The organism is Mycobacterium sp. 1165196.3 (genome assembly GCF_001673415.1).
GTDB lineage: Bacteria > Actinomycetota > Actinomycetes > Mycobacteriales > Mycobacteriaceae > Mycobacterium > Mycobacterium europaeum_A.
In genome coordinates, this window is record NZ_LZLU01000145.1 from 1 (window position 1) to 15,321 (window position 15,321).

Annotated in this window: 13 protein-coding genes; 4 read left to right on the forward strand and 9 right to left on the reverse strand. The window is 68.4% G+C overall.

Annotated features, from left to right (window positions below; genetic code table 11):
• The 6 genes from typA to A5659_RS15980 all read right to left on the reverse strand — a co-directional run.
• Window positions 1-1,851 (reverse strand): translational GTPase TypA (gene typA, locus A5659_RS15955; RefSeq protein ID WP_066868674.1); only part of this gene is annotated, 1,851 nt, incomplete at its 3' end.
• 162 nt (window positions 1,852-2,013) lie between these two features.
• A complete protein-coding gene (gene narI / locus A5659_RS15960; protein ID WP_067182396.1) occupies window positions 2,014-2,745 on the reverse strand; it encodes a respiratory nitrate reductase subunit gamma in 732 nt (243 codons plus the stop codon).
• The gene (gene narJ, locus A5659_RS15965; protein WP_067182400.1) at window positions 2,738-3,406 is read right to left on the reverse strand and encodes a nitrate reductase molybdenum cofactor assembly chaperone; all 669 of its coding nucleotides are present in this window, start codon (window positions 3,404-3,406) and stop codon (window positions 2,738-2,740) included. Before narJ ends, narI begins: the two co-directional genes overlap by 8 nt.
• Window positions 3,403-5,031, reverse strand: a complete 1,629-nt coding sequence (narH, locus tag A5659_RS15970) for a nitrate reductase subunit beta (RefSeq protein ID WP_067182403.1) — start codon at window positions 5,029-5,031, stop codon at window positions 3,403-3,405. Before narH ends, narJ begins: the two co-directional genes overlap by 4 nt.
• A gap of 1 nt (window position 5,032) precedes the next feature.
• On the reverse strand, window positions 5,033-8,731 hold the full coding sequence (locus A5659_RS15975) for a nitrate reductase subunit alpha (RefSeq protein WP_067182406.1): 3,699 nt from the start codon (window positions 8,729-8,731) through the stop codon (window positions 5,033-5,035).
• A gap of 451 nt (window positions 8,732-9,182) precedes the next feature.
• Window positions 9,183-9,575: a (deoxy)nucleoside triphosphate pyrophosphohydrolase gene (locus tag A5659_RS15980; protein ID WP_067182409.1), complete on the reverse strand. Its 393-nt coding sequence runs from the start codon at window positions 9,573-9,575 to the stop codon at window positions 9,183-9,185.
• Window positions 9,576-9,863: 288 nt separating this feature from the next.
• Here A5659_RS15980 and A5659_RS15985 point away from each other — a divergent pair, with 288 nt between their 5' ends.
• Window positions 9,864-10,640, forward strand: a complete 777-nt coding sequence (locus tag A5659_RS15985; RefSeq protein WP_067182413.1) for a DivIVA domain-containing protein — start codon at window positions 9,864-9,866, stop codon at window positions 10,638-10,640.
• Window positions 10,641-10,708: 68 nt separating this feature from the next.
• Window positions 10,709-10,993 carry a 4a-hydroxytetrahydrobiopterin dehydratase gene (locus tag A5659_RS15990; RefSeq protein ID WP_066868689.1) on the forward strand — a complete coding sequence of 95 codons (285 nt, stop codon included), beginning with the start codon at window positions 10,709-10,711 and terminating at the stop codon, window positions 10,991-10,993.
• Here the strand turns inward: A5659_RS15990 and A5659_RS15995 are convergent.
• Window positions 10,990-12,366 carry a mannosyltransferase gene (locus A5659_RS15995; RefSeq protein WP_066878665.1) on the reverse strand — a complete coding sequence of 459 codons (1,377 nt, stop codon included), beginning with the start codon at window positions 12,364-12,366 and terminating at the stop codon, window positions 10,990-10,992. The genes A5659_RS15990 and A5659_RS15995 overlap by 4 nt on opposite strands.
• A 130-nt stretch (window positions 12,367-12,496) precedes the next feature.
• Between A5659_RS15995 and A5659_RS16000 the strand changes: the two genes are divergently transcribed.
• Together A5659_RS16000 and A5659_RS16005 are read left to right on the forward strand one after the other, a co-directional pair.
• Window positions 12,497-13,249 carry a hypothetical protein gene (locus A5659_RS16000; RefSeq protein WP_066868691.1) on the forward strand — a complete coding sequence of 251 codons (753 nt, stop codon included), beginning with the start codon at window positions 12,497-12,499 and terminating at the stop codon, window positions 13,247-13,249.
• Window positions 13,250-13,295: 46 nt separating this feature from the next.
• Window positions 13,296-14,435 carry a hypothetical protein gene (locus A5659_RS16005; RefSeq protein ID WP_067182416.1) on the forward strand — a complete coding sequence of 380 codons (1,140 nt, stop codon included), beginning with the start codon at window positions 13,296-13,298 and terminating at the stop codon, window positions 14,433-14,435.
• Window positions 14,436-14,498: 63 nt separating this feature from the next.
• On the opposite strand, the gene A5659_RS16010 is transcribed toward A5659_RS16005, so the two are convergent.
• Window positions 14,499-14,645 carry a hypothetical protein gene (locus A5659_RS16010; protein WP_003875447.1) on the reverse strand — a complete coding sequence of 49 codons (147 nt, stop codon included), beginning with the start codon at window positions 14,643-14,645 and terminating at the stop codon, window positions 14,499-14,501.
• Between the two features lie 28 nt (window positions 14,646-14,673).
• Window positions 14,674-15,255: an HhH-GPD-type base excision DNA repair protein gene (locus tag A5659_RS16015; protein ID WP_067024800.1), complete on the reverse strand. Its 582-nt coding sequence runs from the start codon at window positions 15,253-15,255 to the stop codon at window positions 14,674-14,676.
• Window positions 15,256-15,321: the final 66 nt, after the last annotated feature.

Genomic DNA, 15,321 nt, shown 5'->3' on the forward strand with positions numbered 1-15,321 from the left:
GGCGGTGGCGTCCAGCTCGACCTTGCGCACCCGCACGATCTCCGGGGTCACCTCGACGCATTCGTCTTGCGCGCAGAATTCCATGGCCTGCTCGAGATCGAGTTCGAGCGGCCGGGCCAGCGTTTCGATGACATCGGCGGTCGACGACCGCATGTTGGTCAGCTTCTTCTCGCGGGTGACGTTGATGTCGAGATCCTCTGCGCGCGGGTTGATCCCGACGACCATGCCCTCGTAGGTGTCCTGGCCCGGCTCGACGAAGAACTGGCCGCGGTCGGCGAGCTGGATCATGGCGAACGGGGTGATGGTGCCCGCGCGGTCGGAGACCAGCGAGCCGGTGTGGCGGGCGCGGATCTCCCCCGCCCACGGCCGGTAGCCGTCGAACACCGCATTGGCGATTCCGGTGCCGCGGGTCAGCGTGAGGAAGTCGGTGCGGAACCCGATCAGGCCGCGGCTGGGGACGATGAAGTCCATCCGGACCCAGCCCGCCGCGTGGTTGGTCATCTCTTCCATGCGCCCCTTGCGGGCGGCCATCAGCTGGGTGATGGCGCCGACGAATTCCTCAGGGCAGTCGATGGTCATCGCCTCGAAGGGCTCGTGCAGCTTGCCGTCGATCGTCTGGGTGACGACCTGGGGCTTGCCGACGGTGAGCTCGAAGCCCTCGCGGCGCATCTGCTCGACGAGCACCGCCAGCGCGAGCTCGCCGCGGCCCTGCACCTCCCAGGCGTCGGGCCGGTCGATGTCGACGACCTTGATCGAGACGTTGCCGACGAGCTCGGCGTCCAGGCGCGACTTCACCATGCGCGCGGTCAGCTTGTGCCCCTTCACCTTGCCGGCCAGCGGCGAGGTGTTGGTGCCGATGGTCACCGAGATGGCGGGCTCGTCGACGGTGATGCGCGGCAGCGCGTGCGCGTGGTCCGGATCGGCCAGCGTGTCGCCGATCATGATCTCCGGAATGCCCGCGACCGCGACGATGTCGCCGGCGATGGCCTCGTCGGTGGGGGTACGTTCCACGCCCTCGGTCACCAGCAGTTCGGTGATCTTGGCGTTCGTGATGACGGGATGGCCGTCCACCTCGCGCATCCAGGCGACCTGCTGGCCCTTGCGGATCCGGCCCTTGTAGATGCGGATCAGCGCGAGCCGGCCGAGGAAGGCCGAGGCGTCGAGGTTGGTGACCAGCGCCTGCAGCGGCGCCTCGGGATCGCCCTGCGGCGGCGGGATGTGCTCGAGCAGGACGTCGAACAGCGGATCGAGGTTGTCGCCCTCGGGGTTTTCGCCGTTGGCCGGCTCGGTGGTGCTGGCGATGCCCGCCCGGCCCGAGGCGTACAGCGTCGGCAGGTCCAGGGCGTGCTCGGCCGCCTTTTGCGCTTCCTCGTCGAGGTCGGAGGCCACGTCGAGCAGCAGGTCGTGGCTCTCCGAGACGACCTCGGAGATCCGCGCGTCCGGCCGGTCCGTCTTGTTGACGACCAGGATCACCGGAAGGTGGGCGGCCAGGGCCTTGCGCAGCACGAACCGGGTCTGTGGCAGCGGGCCCTCCGAGGCGTCGACCAGCAGCAACACCCCGTCGACCATCGACAGGCCGCGCTCCACCTCGCCGCCGAAGTCGGCGTGGCCGGGCGTGTCGATGACGTTGATGACGGTCGTCGTTCCGTCCGCATTCTTGCGATGCACGGCCGTGTTCTTGGCCAGGATCGTGATGCCTTTTTCCTTCTCCAGGTCCCCGGAGTCCATCAGGCGCTCGACGGCGTCGTCCCCGCGGTGGTGCAGCGCGCCCGACTGCCGCAGCATCGCGTCGACCAGGGTGGTCTTTCCGTGGTCGACGTGGGCGACGATGGCGACGTTGCGAAATAGCACGTCGGTGATTGTGGCAGCGGGGGGCCTTTCAAAGCGAACTGGCCAGCGAACCGGCTGGTAGCCGGGCGCCGTTCGGTGACCGACGGCTTGGGTGTGCGGTGGCGGCGGGCCGGGTCGGCGTGTCGTCGCCCTGGCCGCACAATCGACGCGCGGGGCGAACCCTTACCAGCCCCGCCGGCGCGGCGCCGTGCCGACGAGTTGACCCTTACCCGCCGCCTCGCGGCTGCGGTAGACGATGTAGGGCCGGAACAGGTAGACGACCGGGGCGCTGAACACATGCACCAGCCGGGTGAACGGCCACAGCGTGAACAACACCATGCCGATCAGGGCGTGCAACTGGTAGTCCAGCGGCGCGTTGACCATCACCTCGCCGTGCGGTTGCAGGATCCAGATCCGGCGGAACCACAACCCGACCGTGTAGCGGTAGTGGAATTCCCCGCCGTGCGGGCCGGTGCCGATCAGGTCGCAGTACAGGCCCACCACGATCGCCAGCACCAGCACCGTGTACATCACCTTGTCGCCGCGGCTGGTGGCCATGGAGACCGCCGGGCGGGTGAACCGCCGGTAGATCAGCAACCCGATGCCGACGAGCGTCGCGACGCCGGCCATCGACCCGGCGATGACCGCCTGCAGGTGATAGAAGTGGTCGCTCATCTTCATCATCTGGGTGACCTTCGGCGGAATGAACAGGCCCATCACGTGTCCGGCGAACACCGCCAGGATGCCGAAATGAAAGATGGGGCTGGCGATGCTGAGCAGTCGCGACTCGTAGATCTGCGACGACCGCGAGGTCCAGCCGAATTTGTCATACCGGTAGCGCCACCAGGTGCCCACGATCAGCACCGACAGCGTGACGTAGGGCGCGATGTCCCAGAACAGGACGTTGCTAAACACTTGGCGATCCTTTGCGGGGTGGCACGGTCAAGGTAAACGGTTGCAGGCCAACGGCTTCCGCTGGCGGCCCGGCTTGGGCCAGGCGCTCGGCGCGGCGCACTTCCTGATCGGTCGCGTCGGGCAGGGTCTCGCAGACCGCCGCCACCGTCGGTTCGTAGGGCGACTCGGCGTCGGCCAGGGCGCCGCGCAGCACGTCGATCGGCACGCGGTGCCGGCTCAGCAGTCGCCGCCCGGCGTCGGGATCGACGGTGGCGGCGAATTCGAGCACCACGGCCAGATGATCGGGCGCCTCACCGCCCGGCGGCTGCACCCCCGCCTCGCGGTAGGCGGTGGCGAACGCCAGCATCTCCCGGCCGCGATTGCGGGTATCCCCCGCGGTCCAGTAGGTCAGGTACATGGTGGCGCGCCGGCGCATGTCGAACGTCGCGACGTAGTCCATCGCCGCGGTCATCGGCTCGACCGCTCGCAGCGCCGCGACCGTCCGCCCCAGCAGCGCCGCCGGCGGACCGCTGACATGGCTCAGCAGCTCCTCGACGGTGTCCAGGCGCCCGGCCAACCCGTCGTCGGGGTAGGCCAGCAGCAGGGAGGCCGCCTGCCACACCAGGCGATCCTGCATCGCCCGAGCGGTGGAACGCTCGCGCAGCGCCGAAAGCAGCTTCATCGCTGCCGCCCTTCGGGGAACATGCCGGCGGGCACCTGGCCGCCGTCCCAGTTGAGCAGGTTCACCCGCGTCGACCGCCGTCCGTTGCCGGGGTCTTGTTCAGGAGAGCCGCGCTGCTTGAGGGTGTGGAAGGTCTCCACGGACACCGGCACCGGATCGGACTCGTACATGCCCGGCCCGCCGTCGCCGGTCAACGAGCAGGCCGCCATCTCCTCGAGATCGCGGGCCTGCGGCGCGAACGCGGTCGGAATCACATAGCGCTCTTCGTATTTCGCGATGGCCAGCAGCCGGTACATCTCGTAGATCTCTTCTTCGGTCAGGCCGACCGAACGCGGGATGTGCGGTTGGGTTTCGCGCCCGAGGTTGATGTCGCGCATGTAGGAGCGCATCGCCGCCAGCCGGCGCAACACGCCTTCGACCACGGCGGTGTCGCCGGCGGTGAACAGTTCGGCCAGGTACTGCATCGGGATGCGCAGCGCGTCCAGCGCGCCGAACAGGTTGCCGAGGTCTTCCCCGTCGTGGCCGTCGCGGCTGACCGCGTCGACCACCGGCGAGAGCGGCGGGATGTACCAAACCATCGGCATGGTCCGGTATTCCGGGTGCAGCGGCAGCGCCACCTTGTAGGTGTGGATCAGCGCGTACACCGGGGAACGCTGGGCGGCCTCGATCCACTCGTCCGGAATCCCCTCGGCGCGCGCACCGGCGATGACGTCCGGATCATGCGGGTCGAGCAGGATCTCGCACTGCGCCGGATAGAGATCGGTGTCCTTTTCCACCGACGCGGCTTCCAGCACCCGGTCGACGTCATAGAGGACCACGCCCAGGTAGCGCAGCCGCCCCACACAGGTCTCCGAGCAGATGGTCGGCAGCCCGACCTCCATCCGCGGGTAACAGAGCGTGCACTTCTCGGCCTTGCCCGTCTTGTGGTTGAAATAAACCTTCTTGTAAGGACATCCGGACACACACATCCGCCAGCCGCGGCATCGGTCCTGGTCGACCAGCACGATGCCGTCCTCGCTGCGCTTGTACATCGCACCCGAGGGGCACGACGCCACGCAGGACGGGTTGAGGCAGTGCTCGCAGATCCGGGGCAGGTAGAACATGAAGGTTTCTTCGAGCGAGAGCTTGACCTCTTCGCTGACCTTTTTCAGGATCGGGTCCCCGGCCAGGATCTCCGGCGACCCGGCCAGGTTGTCGTCCCAGTTCGGTCCCCACGAAACCTTCATCGGCTCACCGCTGATCAGGCTTCGGGGCGCGGCCGTCGGGAAGGTGTCACCCGCCGGGGCGGTGGTCAGGTTCTCGTAGTCGTAGGTCCAGGGCTCGTAGTAGTCGCCGATGACCGGCAGCTTCGGATTGGCGAAGATGCGCAGCAGTTTTTGCAGCCGCCCGCCGTCACGTAGCCGCAGCCGGCCCTTCTTGTCGCGAATCCAGCCGCCGCGCCAGCGCTCCTGGTCCTCGTAGGTGCGCGGATAGCCTTGTCCGGGACGGGTTTCGACGTTGTTGAACCACACGTACTCGGTGCCGGATCGGTTGGTCCACGCCTGCTTGCACGTCACCGAACAGGTGTGACAGCCGATGCACTTGTCGAGGTTCATCACCATCGCCAACTGGGCCATGACCTTCATGTCAGTACACCACCTCTTGGCTACGACGACGGACGATCGTGACCTCGTCGCGCTGGTTGCCGGTCGGACCCAGGTAGTTGAACGCGAACGCGTGCTGTCCGTAACCGCCGGCCAGGTGGCTGGGCTTGATGCGGACCCGGGTCAGCGCGTTGTGGTTGCCGCCGCGCTTGTTGTTGGTCTCGGAGCGCGGCGTGTCCACCGTGCGCTCCTGGACGTGGTAGACGTACACCACGCCGTCGGGCATCCGGTGCGAGACGATTGCCCGGCACACGTAGATGCCGTTGACGTTCACCGCCTCGACCCAATCGTTGTCGCGCACATTGATTTTCGCCGCATCGCCGGGGCTCATCCACATCGTCGGGCCACCGCGGGACAACGAGAGCATGTAGAGGTTGTCCTGATAGGTGGAGTGGAACGACCACTTCGAGTGCGGGGTCAGGTAGCGCACGGTCAGCCCGACCCCATCCTCGGTGAGCCCGAGCGTCGGCTGGCCGAACAGGCGCGCCATGTCCAGCGGCGGGCGGAACACCGGCAGGTGCTCGCCGAGTTCCTCGACCCAGTCGTGGGCCAGATAGAAGTGCATCCGCCCGGTCAGGGTGTGGAACGGCTTGAGGTTTTCGATGTTGATGGTGAACGGCGCGTAGCGACGCCCACCCGTTTCGCTGCCCGACCATTCCGGGCTGGTGACCACGGGAACGGGTCGGGCCTGGGTATCGGCGTAGCTGATGCGCTTGTCCTCGCTGCCCTCGGCCAGATGCACCAGCCGCTGACCGGTGCGCTTCTCCAGTTCGTGGAAGCCCTCGACCGCCAGCCGTCCGTTGGTCGTGCCGGACAGCAGCAGCAGCACGTCGGCCATCCGCGACGCGGTGGTGACGGCCGGACGACCCGCTGCCACACCGGAATTGAGCACACCGAACTTGGCGGCCAGCTCCTCGACCTCACGGAACGGGTGCACCGTGACGCCCTTGGTGGTCAGGCCGAACTTGTCCACCAGCGGACCCAGGGTCCGCCACTTGTCGTAGATGGCGCCGTAGTCGCGCTCCACCACGGTGAGCTTGCCCATCGTCCGGCCCGGCACCGGCGTCGCACCCGAGTGCAGCCAATCGCATTCGGTGCCATCGGGATAGGCCATCGCGTCCGGGGTGTCGTGCTGCAGCGCGCTGAGCACCACGTCGGTGCGGGTGCCCAGATGGTCCTTGGCCATGGCGCTGAAGGCGCGCGCGATCGCACCGAAAGCGTCGAAGTCCGAACGGGTTTCCCACGGCGGATCGGTCGCGGCGCTGAACGCATGCACGTAGGGGTGCATGTCCGTGCTGGAGATGTCGGCCTTCTCGTACCAGGTGGCCGCCGGCAGCACGATGTCGGACACCAGCGTCGTCGAGGTCATCCGGAAGTCGATCGACATCATCAGGTCGAGCTTGCCCTCGGGAATGTCGCCCTCGCACGTCACGCCGGTGGGCCGCACGCCGTCCTCCGGCGGCAGCGCCGAGGCGTTGGAATCGGTGCCCAGCAGATGACGCAGGAAGTATTCGCCGCCCTTGCCCGACGAGCCGATCAGGTTGGCCCGCCAAACCGTAAGCACCCGTGGCCAATTCACCGGGTTGTCGGGATCGGTCACGGCGAGCTTGAGCTTGCGCTGGCCCAATTGTTCGGCGACATAGTCGGCGACGTCGCGGTCGGCGGCGCGCGCCTCGTCCGCGACGTCCAGGCTGGACCGGTCGAACTGGGGGTAATACGGGCTCCACCCCATCGCCACCGCGGACGCCAGCAAGTCCATGGTGTGCTTGCCCGCGAACCTGCCCCGCCCCACCGGGCTGGCCAGCTTGTCCGCGCCGTATCCGTCGTAGCGCCACTGGTCGGTGTGTGCGTACCAGTAGGAGGCGCCGGGCACCTGCCGCGGCGGGCGCACCCAGTCGGTCGCCATCGCCATCGTCTGGAATCCGGTGAGTGGGCGCACCTTTTCCTGGCCGACGTAGTGGGCCCAGCCGCCGCCGTTGCGGCCCATCGACCCGGTCAGCATCAGCAGCGCCAGCACCGCGCGGTAGATCGCGTCGCTGTGGAACCAGTGACAGATGCCGCCACCCATGATGATCATGGAGCGGCCGCCGGATTCCTCGGCGCTGTGCGCGAATTCCCTTGCCACCCGGATGGCCTGGGCGGCCGACACGCCGGTGATCGCCTCCTGCCACGCCGGGGTGTTCTGCTGGGTGGCGTCGTCGTAGCCGGTGGGCCATTCGCCGGGCAGGCCGGGGCGTGCCACCCCATATTGGGCGAGCATCAGGTCGAAGACGGTGCACACCAGGTGCTTGCCGATCCGGCGCACCGGGACACCGCGCGCCACCGTGGTGCCCTCGCCGTCGACCGTGTCGAAGCTGGGCAGGTGAACGAGCGCGGTGTCGTCATCGCCGTTGCGCCCGTTAGCGTCTCGCACGCTGAGCGCCGGCGTCAGGTCGCCCAGATCGAGGTTCCATTTTCCGACACCCGACTCGCCGTACCGGAATCCCAGCGAGCCGTGCGGCACGACGACCGAATCGGTGATCTGGTCGAGCACCGCGGGCTTGAGCGCGGCGTTCTCGACTGCCTCCCCGAGATCGGCCGCCGTGAGGTTCTTTCCCGGCACCAGCATGTCGCCGCGCTCTTCGAGCTTGATCAGGAACGGCAGGTCGGTGTAGCGCCGGGAATAGTCGGTGAAGAACGGAACCTGCTTTTGCACATAGCATTCCGAGAGGATGACGTGGCCCATCGCCATGGCCAGCGCACCGTCGGTGCCGGCCGCACAGGGCATCCACTCGTCGGCGAACTTGGTGTTGTCGGCATAGTCCGGGCTCACGGTCACCACCTTGGTGCCGCGGTAGCGCGCCTCGGCCATCCAGTGCGCATCGGGCGTGCGGGTGATCGGGACGTTGGAGCCCCACATCATCAAATACGCTGCGTCCCACCAGTCCCCGGATTCGGGCACGTCGGTCTGGTCGCCGAAGACCTGCGGCGACGCGACCGGCAGGTCGGCGTACCAGTCGTAGAACGACGTCATGGGGGCACCGATCAGCTCGAAGAACCGCGAGCCCGCGGTGTAGGACACCATCGACATCGCCGGAATCGGAGAGAATCCGGCGACCCGATCCGGTCCATAGGTCTTGATGGTGTGCACGTGGGCGGCGGCGATCAGCTCGGTGGCCTCGGCCCAGGTGACCCGAACCAGCCCGCCCTTCCCGCGGGCCCGCTGGTAACGACGACGTCGTTCGGGATCGGCCTGGATGTCGGCCCAGGCCAGCACCGGGTCGCCCAGGCGCGCCTTGGCCTCGCGGTACATCTGGATCAGCACGCCGCGGGCGTAGGGGTAGCGCACCCGGGTGGGCGAGTAGCTGTACCACGAGAACGACGCGCCACGGGGACAGCCGCGCGGCTCGTACTCGGGCCGGTCCGGGCCCACCGACGGGTAGTCGGTCTGCTGGGTCTCCCAGGTGATGATCCCGTCCTTGACGTAGATCTTCCACGAGCACGATCCGGTGCAGTTCACCCCGTGCGTCGAGCGAACCACCTTGTCATGGCTCCACCGGTCGCGGTAGAACACGTCGGCTTCACGACCGCCCTCCCGGGTGACCGTGCGCAGGTCGGCCGAGATCTCGCCGGGGGTGAAGAACCTTCCGCTGCGCTCCAGAAGTTCCTCGAGCACTCCGCCGATGTGAGGTGTGACAGTCAAGAAGTACTCCTCCGATTCGGTAGCGTCGCGCCTCGTCGCCGGGCCGTGCGTTCGACCCCAGGTGCGTCGTGTTTGGCAGTCAGCCCACGGATCCGCCCGCCCGCACCAGCTCGGATCGGCTCAGCGCTCGGCATGGCGGGCCCGCGGGCTGGGCGGCGATACAGCACCAGCATAGGTCTGGGTCGGGGCTGAAATCCGGTTCGCCGCGCGCGGGCGATCGTTCGAAAAAGGCGTCATGAGCAGTGGTTTTCGGGCAGCGCAATGCCGGCCGTCGGAGCACCGGGGCCGCGACCGCACTAGCATTCGGCTCGCTATCGGCACGCACATCCAGGGCAGCTTCGTGTGGCGTCGTTATTACAAGTCATATTGTTCTATTCAGTTCACTGCGAGGACCTGCCACGCGGCTGTACATAAGCTGCCGGAACTCTGTGGACTTGTTATGAGGTAGCTCCTAGAGAGCTGCGATCAGATCCGCCAGCCAGCCGCGATCGGCCGGCACCCAGTCCAGATCGTGCAGCTCAGCGGCGGTGATCCAGCGCACCGCCCGATGGTCGCGCGCGTCGGGTTCGCCCCGGACCAGGCGCACGCGGTAGGCGCGCAGCGTGAACCCGCCGTCGACCACGATGTCGTCGCCGAGCCGGCCGCCCACCGCGACGTCGCGCACCCCAAGACCCAACTCCTCGGCCAACTCGCGGGCCAGCGCGTCGCGCTCCGTTTCGCCGGGTCCGACCTTGCCGCCGGGCAGCTCCCAACGGCCGGCCAGCTCCGGCGGACGGACGCGTTGTGCCACCAAGACCTTGGCGTCGCGGATGAGGGCACCGGCGACGACGATCTGGGTCGGCATGGCCAGTCACGGTATACGGCGCCCGTTGTGACGCGCCCACCGCTCGGGACCTCCGTTGGGATCCGGACGGGTTCGGGACCGCATGCGATGGCGGACGCCGTGCCGCCCTCGCGGCAACGGCGATGCGGCCTCGGCGGCAAAATGGCGCGGGGACGGCCATTCGGGCCGACAACGCCGTCGAATTCCCTTGGGACACAACGGCTCTCTTACGGTTTGGGCGCAGCCGTGGAATACTCGACCCTAGTCGGTCACGACCACTACAGGCACTTCCAATGAGGGGAGTTGGCAATGATCACCGCACCCACCAAGTCGTTCACTCGAATCTTTCGGGGCTATGACCCGGCTCTGGTCGACCCCTACATCGAGGCGTTGCTCGCCAAGGAGAAGTTGCTGATCGACGAAGTCCTGAACCTGCGGTCCCAACGAGACGAATCCAGCAACGAAGCGGCCGCGCTGCGGATCGAGGTCGCCTGCCTCAAGGACGAGGTCGCCGCCCTGTCGGACACGTCACCGACGCCCTACGCGATGCAACATCGGATGGCGAAGCTGCTGCGGCGCGCCCTCGACGAGGTCTCCCGGATGCAGGCCGAGGCCCGCGCCGAGGCGGATGCCCTGCTCGCGGATGCGGCGGCCGAGGTCGAGGCCGCGCGCCAAGAACACCGAGAGTTGTTGGAGCACATGGCCGCGCAGCGAAAAGCGCTCGAAGCCGAATGCGAGGAGACCAGGAAAAAGCTCGACGCCGACCTCGCCGGGATGCGGGCCGAAGCCCAGTCGTCGATCGATCAGGCGTGGCAGCAAGCCCAGCAGGACCGTGAGCAGCTGCTCGCCGACGCGAAGCAGAAAGCTCACGAATTCGACGAGCGAGCGCATCGGGCGATGGACGAGGCGAATCAGCAACGGATCATGATTCTGGAAGAGCTGATGGGCGTCGCCCGCGACCTCCAGGGGGTTCCCGCCAGCCTGGAGTCCGCCTACCAGCAACGACAGAGCCTGCCGGCGGCGGGCGTCGTGGTGGCGCTGGACCAGAAGAACCCAGCACCGGGCACTCCCGCCGTAGCCTCGTAGGCGACCACCTTCGCGGGGAGGTCAAGCCGCCCCTCGATCAACCCGCTATCCGAGAGGACGAGTCCCCCATGGCCGTGTTAACGGACGAGCAAGTGGACGCCGCGCTGCCCGAACTGGATGGATGGGAGCGGGCCGACGGCGCCCTGCGCCGCTCGATCAAATTTCCGAGTTTCCTGGCCGGCATCGACGCGGTCCGCCGGGTGGGCGAGCACGCCGAGAGCAAGGACCATCACCCGGACATCGACATTCGTTGGCGGACAGTCACTTTCGCGCTTGTCACGCACTCCGAGGGCGGCATCACCCAAAACGACATCGACATGGCCCGCGACATCAACGGCATCGTCGACAGCTAGTCAATGCGGCCCTCGCCTGCGTCGGCGCTCACGCCGGCCGGACGCGCGCCGTCGGCCGTCTCACCGGCGTGACGCTCGGCGCGGTCCCCGCGGCGCGGCGCGCGGGTGGTCGCGATCCAGATCAGCGTCGCCACCGCGCCGACGATGTAGATCAACCCGGCCCAGGCCAGGTACCACGGGCGGCTTATCTGCCAGATCGTCGGTTGGGCGAAACTCAGCAACCAGGGGACGCCGACCACCGTGAGGGCCAGCCAGCCCCAGCCCACGATGCGCGCTCCCGGTTGCTCGCGCACCGGGCCGTGGATCGCCCAGATCATCAGGGGCACCAGCCACACCCAGTGATGGGTCCAGGAGATCGGTGAGAGCAGCAGCCCGAACAGCTCGACCACCAAGAGCCTGCCCAGCCGATCGGCGGGATCCAGGGCGCGCCAGGCCAGGACGGCCAGCACCGCGGTGACGGCAAGGGCGGCCACCAGCAGCGGGCCGAATCCCACGTCGTGGCCCAGGATCCGCGAAATGCCCCCGCGCCAGGACTGATTGAACGACGTCGCGATGGGACCCACCCGGTGGGCGTCGCCCAGCAGGTCGGTGAAGTAGTAGCGCGTCTGATCGCCGACGACCAGGACCGAAATCCCAATGGTCGCAACGAAAACGACCGCCGAGAACACCGCGGCACCCCACCGGCGCGCGCCGACCAGATAGACGCCGGAGATCGCGGGGGTCAACTTGATTCCGGCCGCCACGCCGACCAACGACCCCGACAGCCACCACCGCGTGCTGCACACCGCCCACAGCACCGCGGTCATCAGCAGCACGTTGACCTGTCCGTAGTCGAACGTGCTGCGCAGCGGCTCGATCCAGATGGCGACCGCCGTCCACAACATCGCGACACGCCGGCCGGTGGCGCCGGCCGCCACGCCGATCAGGCGCTGGCTGAGCCGGATCGCGCCGTACAGCGCCGCCATGGTGGCGATCTGCCACAGGAAGGCGACCAGGCCGAACGGCAACAGGTGTAGCGGGTAGAAGACGACGGCCGCGAACGGCGGGTAGGTGAACGGCAGCGGGAAGTCCGGCGTCTGGTCGGCGTAGACGTAGCTGTACAGGCTGCCGGGGTGGTCGATGGCGGCGGATCCGCCGAGGTACACGTGCAGGTCGACGAAGTTCGCGCCGTTGGGGGCCAGGTACGTCCAGGCCAGCCGCGCGGCGATGCTCGCGATGAGCAGCATTGGCGCGGCCGCGGCAAGCAGACTTGCCAACCGCTGCGGATGGGGTGCCGCCGGAGCGGCCGAGGTGGTGTCTATCCGCCCGACTTTAGCGAGCACGACGGGCGGCGCGGCGCCGTCGGGCCGCACATCACCCCTAGGAGCGCGCATTCCGCGCATTCGGTCACCGGTCTCACTCGTATCCGTAACGAGTTCATAAATGCCACACGTGTCACTTGAGTCCCATCTGCATCAAAGTAACTTCAGCGCCGAACCTGTAATCGATCAATCAGGGAGAGTCATGCCAACCATCTGGACTTACATGCGTGCAGCCGCCGTCGTGGTCGGTTCGTCCGCAGCGCTATTGACGGGCGGTATCGCCCACGCCGATCCGGTGCCGGCCCCGGCCGTGCCGAACATTCCGCAGCAGCTGATCAGTTCTGCGGCCAACGCACCGCAAATCCTGCAGAACCTCGCGACCGCACTCGGCGCCACGCCGCCGGCGGCTCCGGCCACCCCGGGTATCAGCTTCCCGGGTGTCCCGGCGGCCACCCCGCCGGCGACGCCGGCGGCTCCGGCGGCGGGTCTTCCGTCGATTCCCGGACTGACCTCGCCGACCAGCCCCGCCGCCCAGGTGCCTTCACCGGCGGCCAACCCCTTCCTTCCGGGGCTGGCGCAGTCGGCGACGCCCGCCGCGCCGTCTTCGGCGACCGGTGGCATTCCGGGGATGATCCAGGGCCTGACGGGTGCGCAGCCGGCGGCTGCGGGTCCCGCCGCTCCGGCCGCCCCGTCGATCCCGGGCCTCCCGACGATCCCGGGTCTGTCGGCACCCGCGGCACCGGCCACTCCGCCGGCTCCGCAGCTTCCGCAGGCGCAGGTCAACATGCCGGCGATGCCGGCCGGCCTGCCGGTCAGCGTGCCTCCGAAAGTGACGCTCCCGCAGGACCTGCCGGCGCTCGCCTCGGGACAGGCCCCGGCCGCACCCGCGGCACCGGCGGCACCGGCGGCCAGCCCCGCCGGACCGGCAGCGCCGCTGCTGGCCGCCCTGCCCTGATCAGTTCCGTAACCGGCTAAACCACTACTGACAACCGGAGGACACCGTGGCAACCACTTGGAATCTGTCCAAAGGTTTGGCCGCTGTCGTCACGGCATCGGCTGTCGCGTTCGGGCTCTGCCCGAGCGCGGCAGCCGACCCGGCGGCGCCGCAGCCGATACCGCAACCGAATGCGGCCCAAGGGCTGCCGGGTCTGCCTGCCCTGTCGCAGCTGAGCCCCCTCATCCAACAAGCGGCCACCGACCCTCAGCAGGCGACACAGCTGCTGATGGCCGCGGCACAAGCCTTCGCCCACAACCCGAGCACGCCCAACGAGTCGAAAAACGTTGCGGCGGCGGTCAATCAATTCGTCGCCGAACCGAGCGCGCCGGTGCAACACGTGCCCGCGGCGGGGGTAGAGCCCGGTCTGCAGGCTCACCTGCCGGCCGGCATCGACCCGGCGCACGCGGCCGGCCCGGTCCCCGAGGCGGCACCCGCCGCACCGGCACCCGCCGCGGCTCCGGCACCCGCGGCCGCTCCCGCACCCGAGGCGCACCTGCCGGCCGGCATCGATCCGGCCCATGCGGCCGGTCCCGCGCCGGCGGCGGCACCCGCCGCACCCGCGCCCGCCCAACCGGCCAACGTGCCCGTCGCGGCACCCGTCCCGGCGCCACCGGCCCCGGCCGCGGCACCACCCGCGGCCCCGGCCGCACCGGAAGCCGCCCCGGCGCCGGCACCGGCGCCCGCGCCCGCACCGGACGCCGCTCCCGCGGCGGCGGCTCCGGGGTTCGGCGCTGACACGCCGCCCACGCAGGACTTCATGTACCCGTCCATCGGCACCAACTGCCTGGCGGACGGCACGAGCGCCATCGCGACCGCGCTGTCGGTCGCGGGGCCGGCCAAGATTCCGCTCCCCGGCCCCGGGCCCGGCCAGACCGCCTACGTGTTCACCGCGGTCGGCACCCCCGGACCGGCCGAGGTGCAGAAGCTGCCGCTGAACGTCACCTGGGTCAACCTGACCACCGGCAAGTCGGGGACCGTCGCACTCAAGCCGCGTCCGGATATCAACCCGGAGGGGCCGACGACGCTGAGCGCGATCGCCGACACCGGTTCGGGCAGCATCATGTCGACGATCTTCGGGCAGGTCACCACCAAGGAAAAGCAGTGCCAGTTCATGCCCACGATCGGCTCGACGGTGGTGCCGTAGCAGACCACACCGCCGCACCGCCTTGAACGCGCGTGTCCCGACCGGGGGGCACGCGCGTTCTCGTCAGTACGCCATGAACAGGATGGCGTCGCGGTCGTACTCGAGGCCAGGATGAACGCTGGCGAGGTGCGCCTGGGTCAACTCGACCAGTTCGTCCTCGTCCTTGCCGACGATGGCTTCGCCGCACGGACACGTTATGTGTGTCTTCACGTTGTCGCCCTTCCCTTCTGTGGACCTGCTACTTCGCCGCTTTGGCTGCCGCTTTCATTTGCTTTTTGTACGCGCGCACTTTTCCCATCGACTTTGCATCGACGATATCGGCGACGGAGATGTGCGAACCCGCCCGGCCGAAGTCCCCCGCCGCGGCGCGCCAGCCCTTCGGCGTCACGCCGTACTGCTTGCCCAGCAGGGCCAAGAAGATCTTGGCCTTCACGTCCCCGAATCCCGGCAACCCCTTGATCCGCCGCAGCAGCTCGCTCCCGTCGGGGTCACCGGCCGTCCACAATCCGGCCGCGTCGCCGTCGTAGCGGTCCACGATGATCTGGGCTAGCGCCTGGATGCGCTTGGCCATCGACCCGGGAAAGCGGTGTATCGCAGGGGTTTGCGAGCACAACGCGGCGAACTTGTCCGGGTCGTAGTCCGCGATTTCGGCGGCCGAAAGGTCCGGGAAGCTGCCCATCCGCTCGGCGATCTTCTTCGGTCCGGCGAACGCCGTCTCGAAGGGAACCTGCTGATCCAGAACCATCCCGATGAGCAACGCCAACGGGCTCTCGTCCAGCAACCTGTCGGCCTCGGGATCCTGAGCGAGGCAGAGATTCACCGTCAACGATCTTCCTTTCGCGCAGGCACCCTGGGACCGCGGACGCTATTGGTCGCAAGATTACTC

Bases quoted from the DNA above. Each gene is read 5' to 3' on its own strand.
- narJ (WP_067182400.1), bottom strand. From the start codon at position 3,406: ATGAAGCTGCTTTCGGCGCTGCGCGAGCGTTCCACCGCTCGGGCGATG.
- narH (WP_067182403.1), bottom strand. From the start codon at position 5,031: ATGAAGGTCATGGCCCAGTTGGCGATGGTGATGAACCTCGACAAGTGC.
- A5659_RS15980 (WP_067182409.1), bottom strand. From the start codon at position 9,575: ATGCCGACCCAGATCGTCGTCGCCGGTGCCCTCATCCGCGACGCCAAG.
- A5659_RS15985 (WP_067182413.1), top strand. From the start codon at position 9,864: ATGATCACCGCACCCACCAAGTCGTTCACTCGAATCTTTCGGGGCTAT.
- A5659_RS15990 (WP_066868689.1), top strand. From the start codon at position 10,709: ATGGCCGTGTTAACGGACGAGCAAGTGGACGCCGCGCTGCCCGAACTG.
- A5659_RS15995 (WP_066878665.1), bottom strand. From the start codon at position 12,366: ATGCGCGCTCCTAGGGGTGATGTGCGGCCCGACGGCGCCGCGCCGCCC.
- A5659_RS16000 (WP_066868691.1), top strand. From the start codon at position 12,497: ATGCCAACCATCTGGACTTACATGCGTGCAGCCGCCGTCGTGGTCGGT.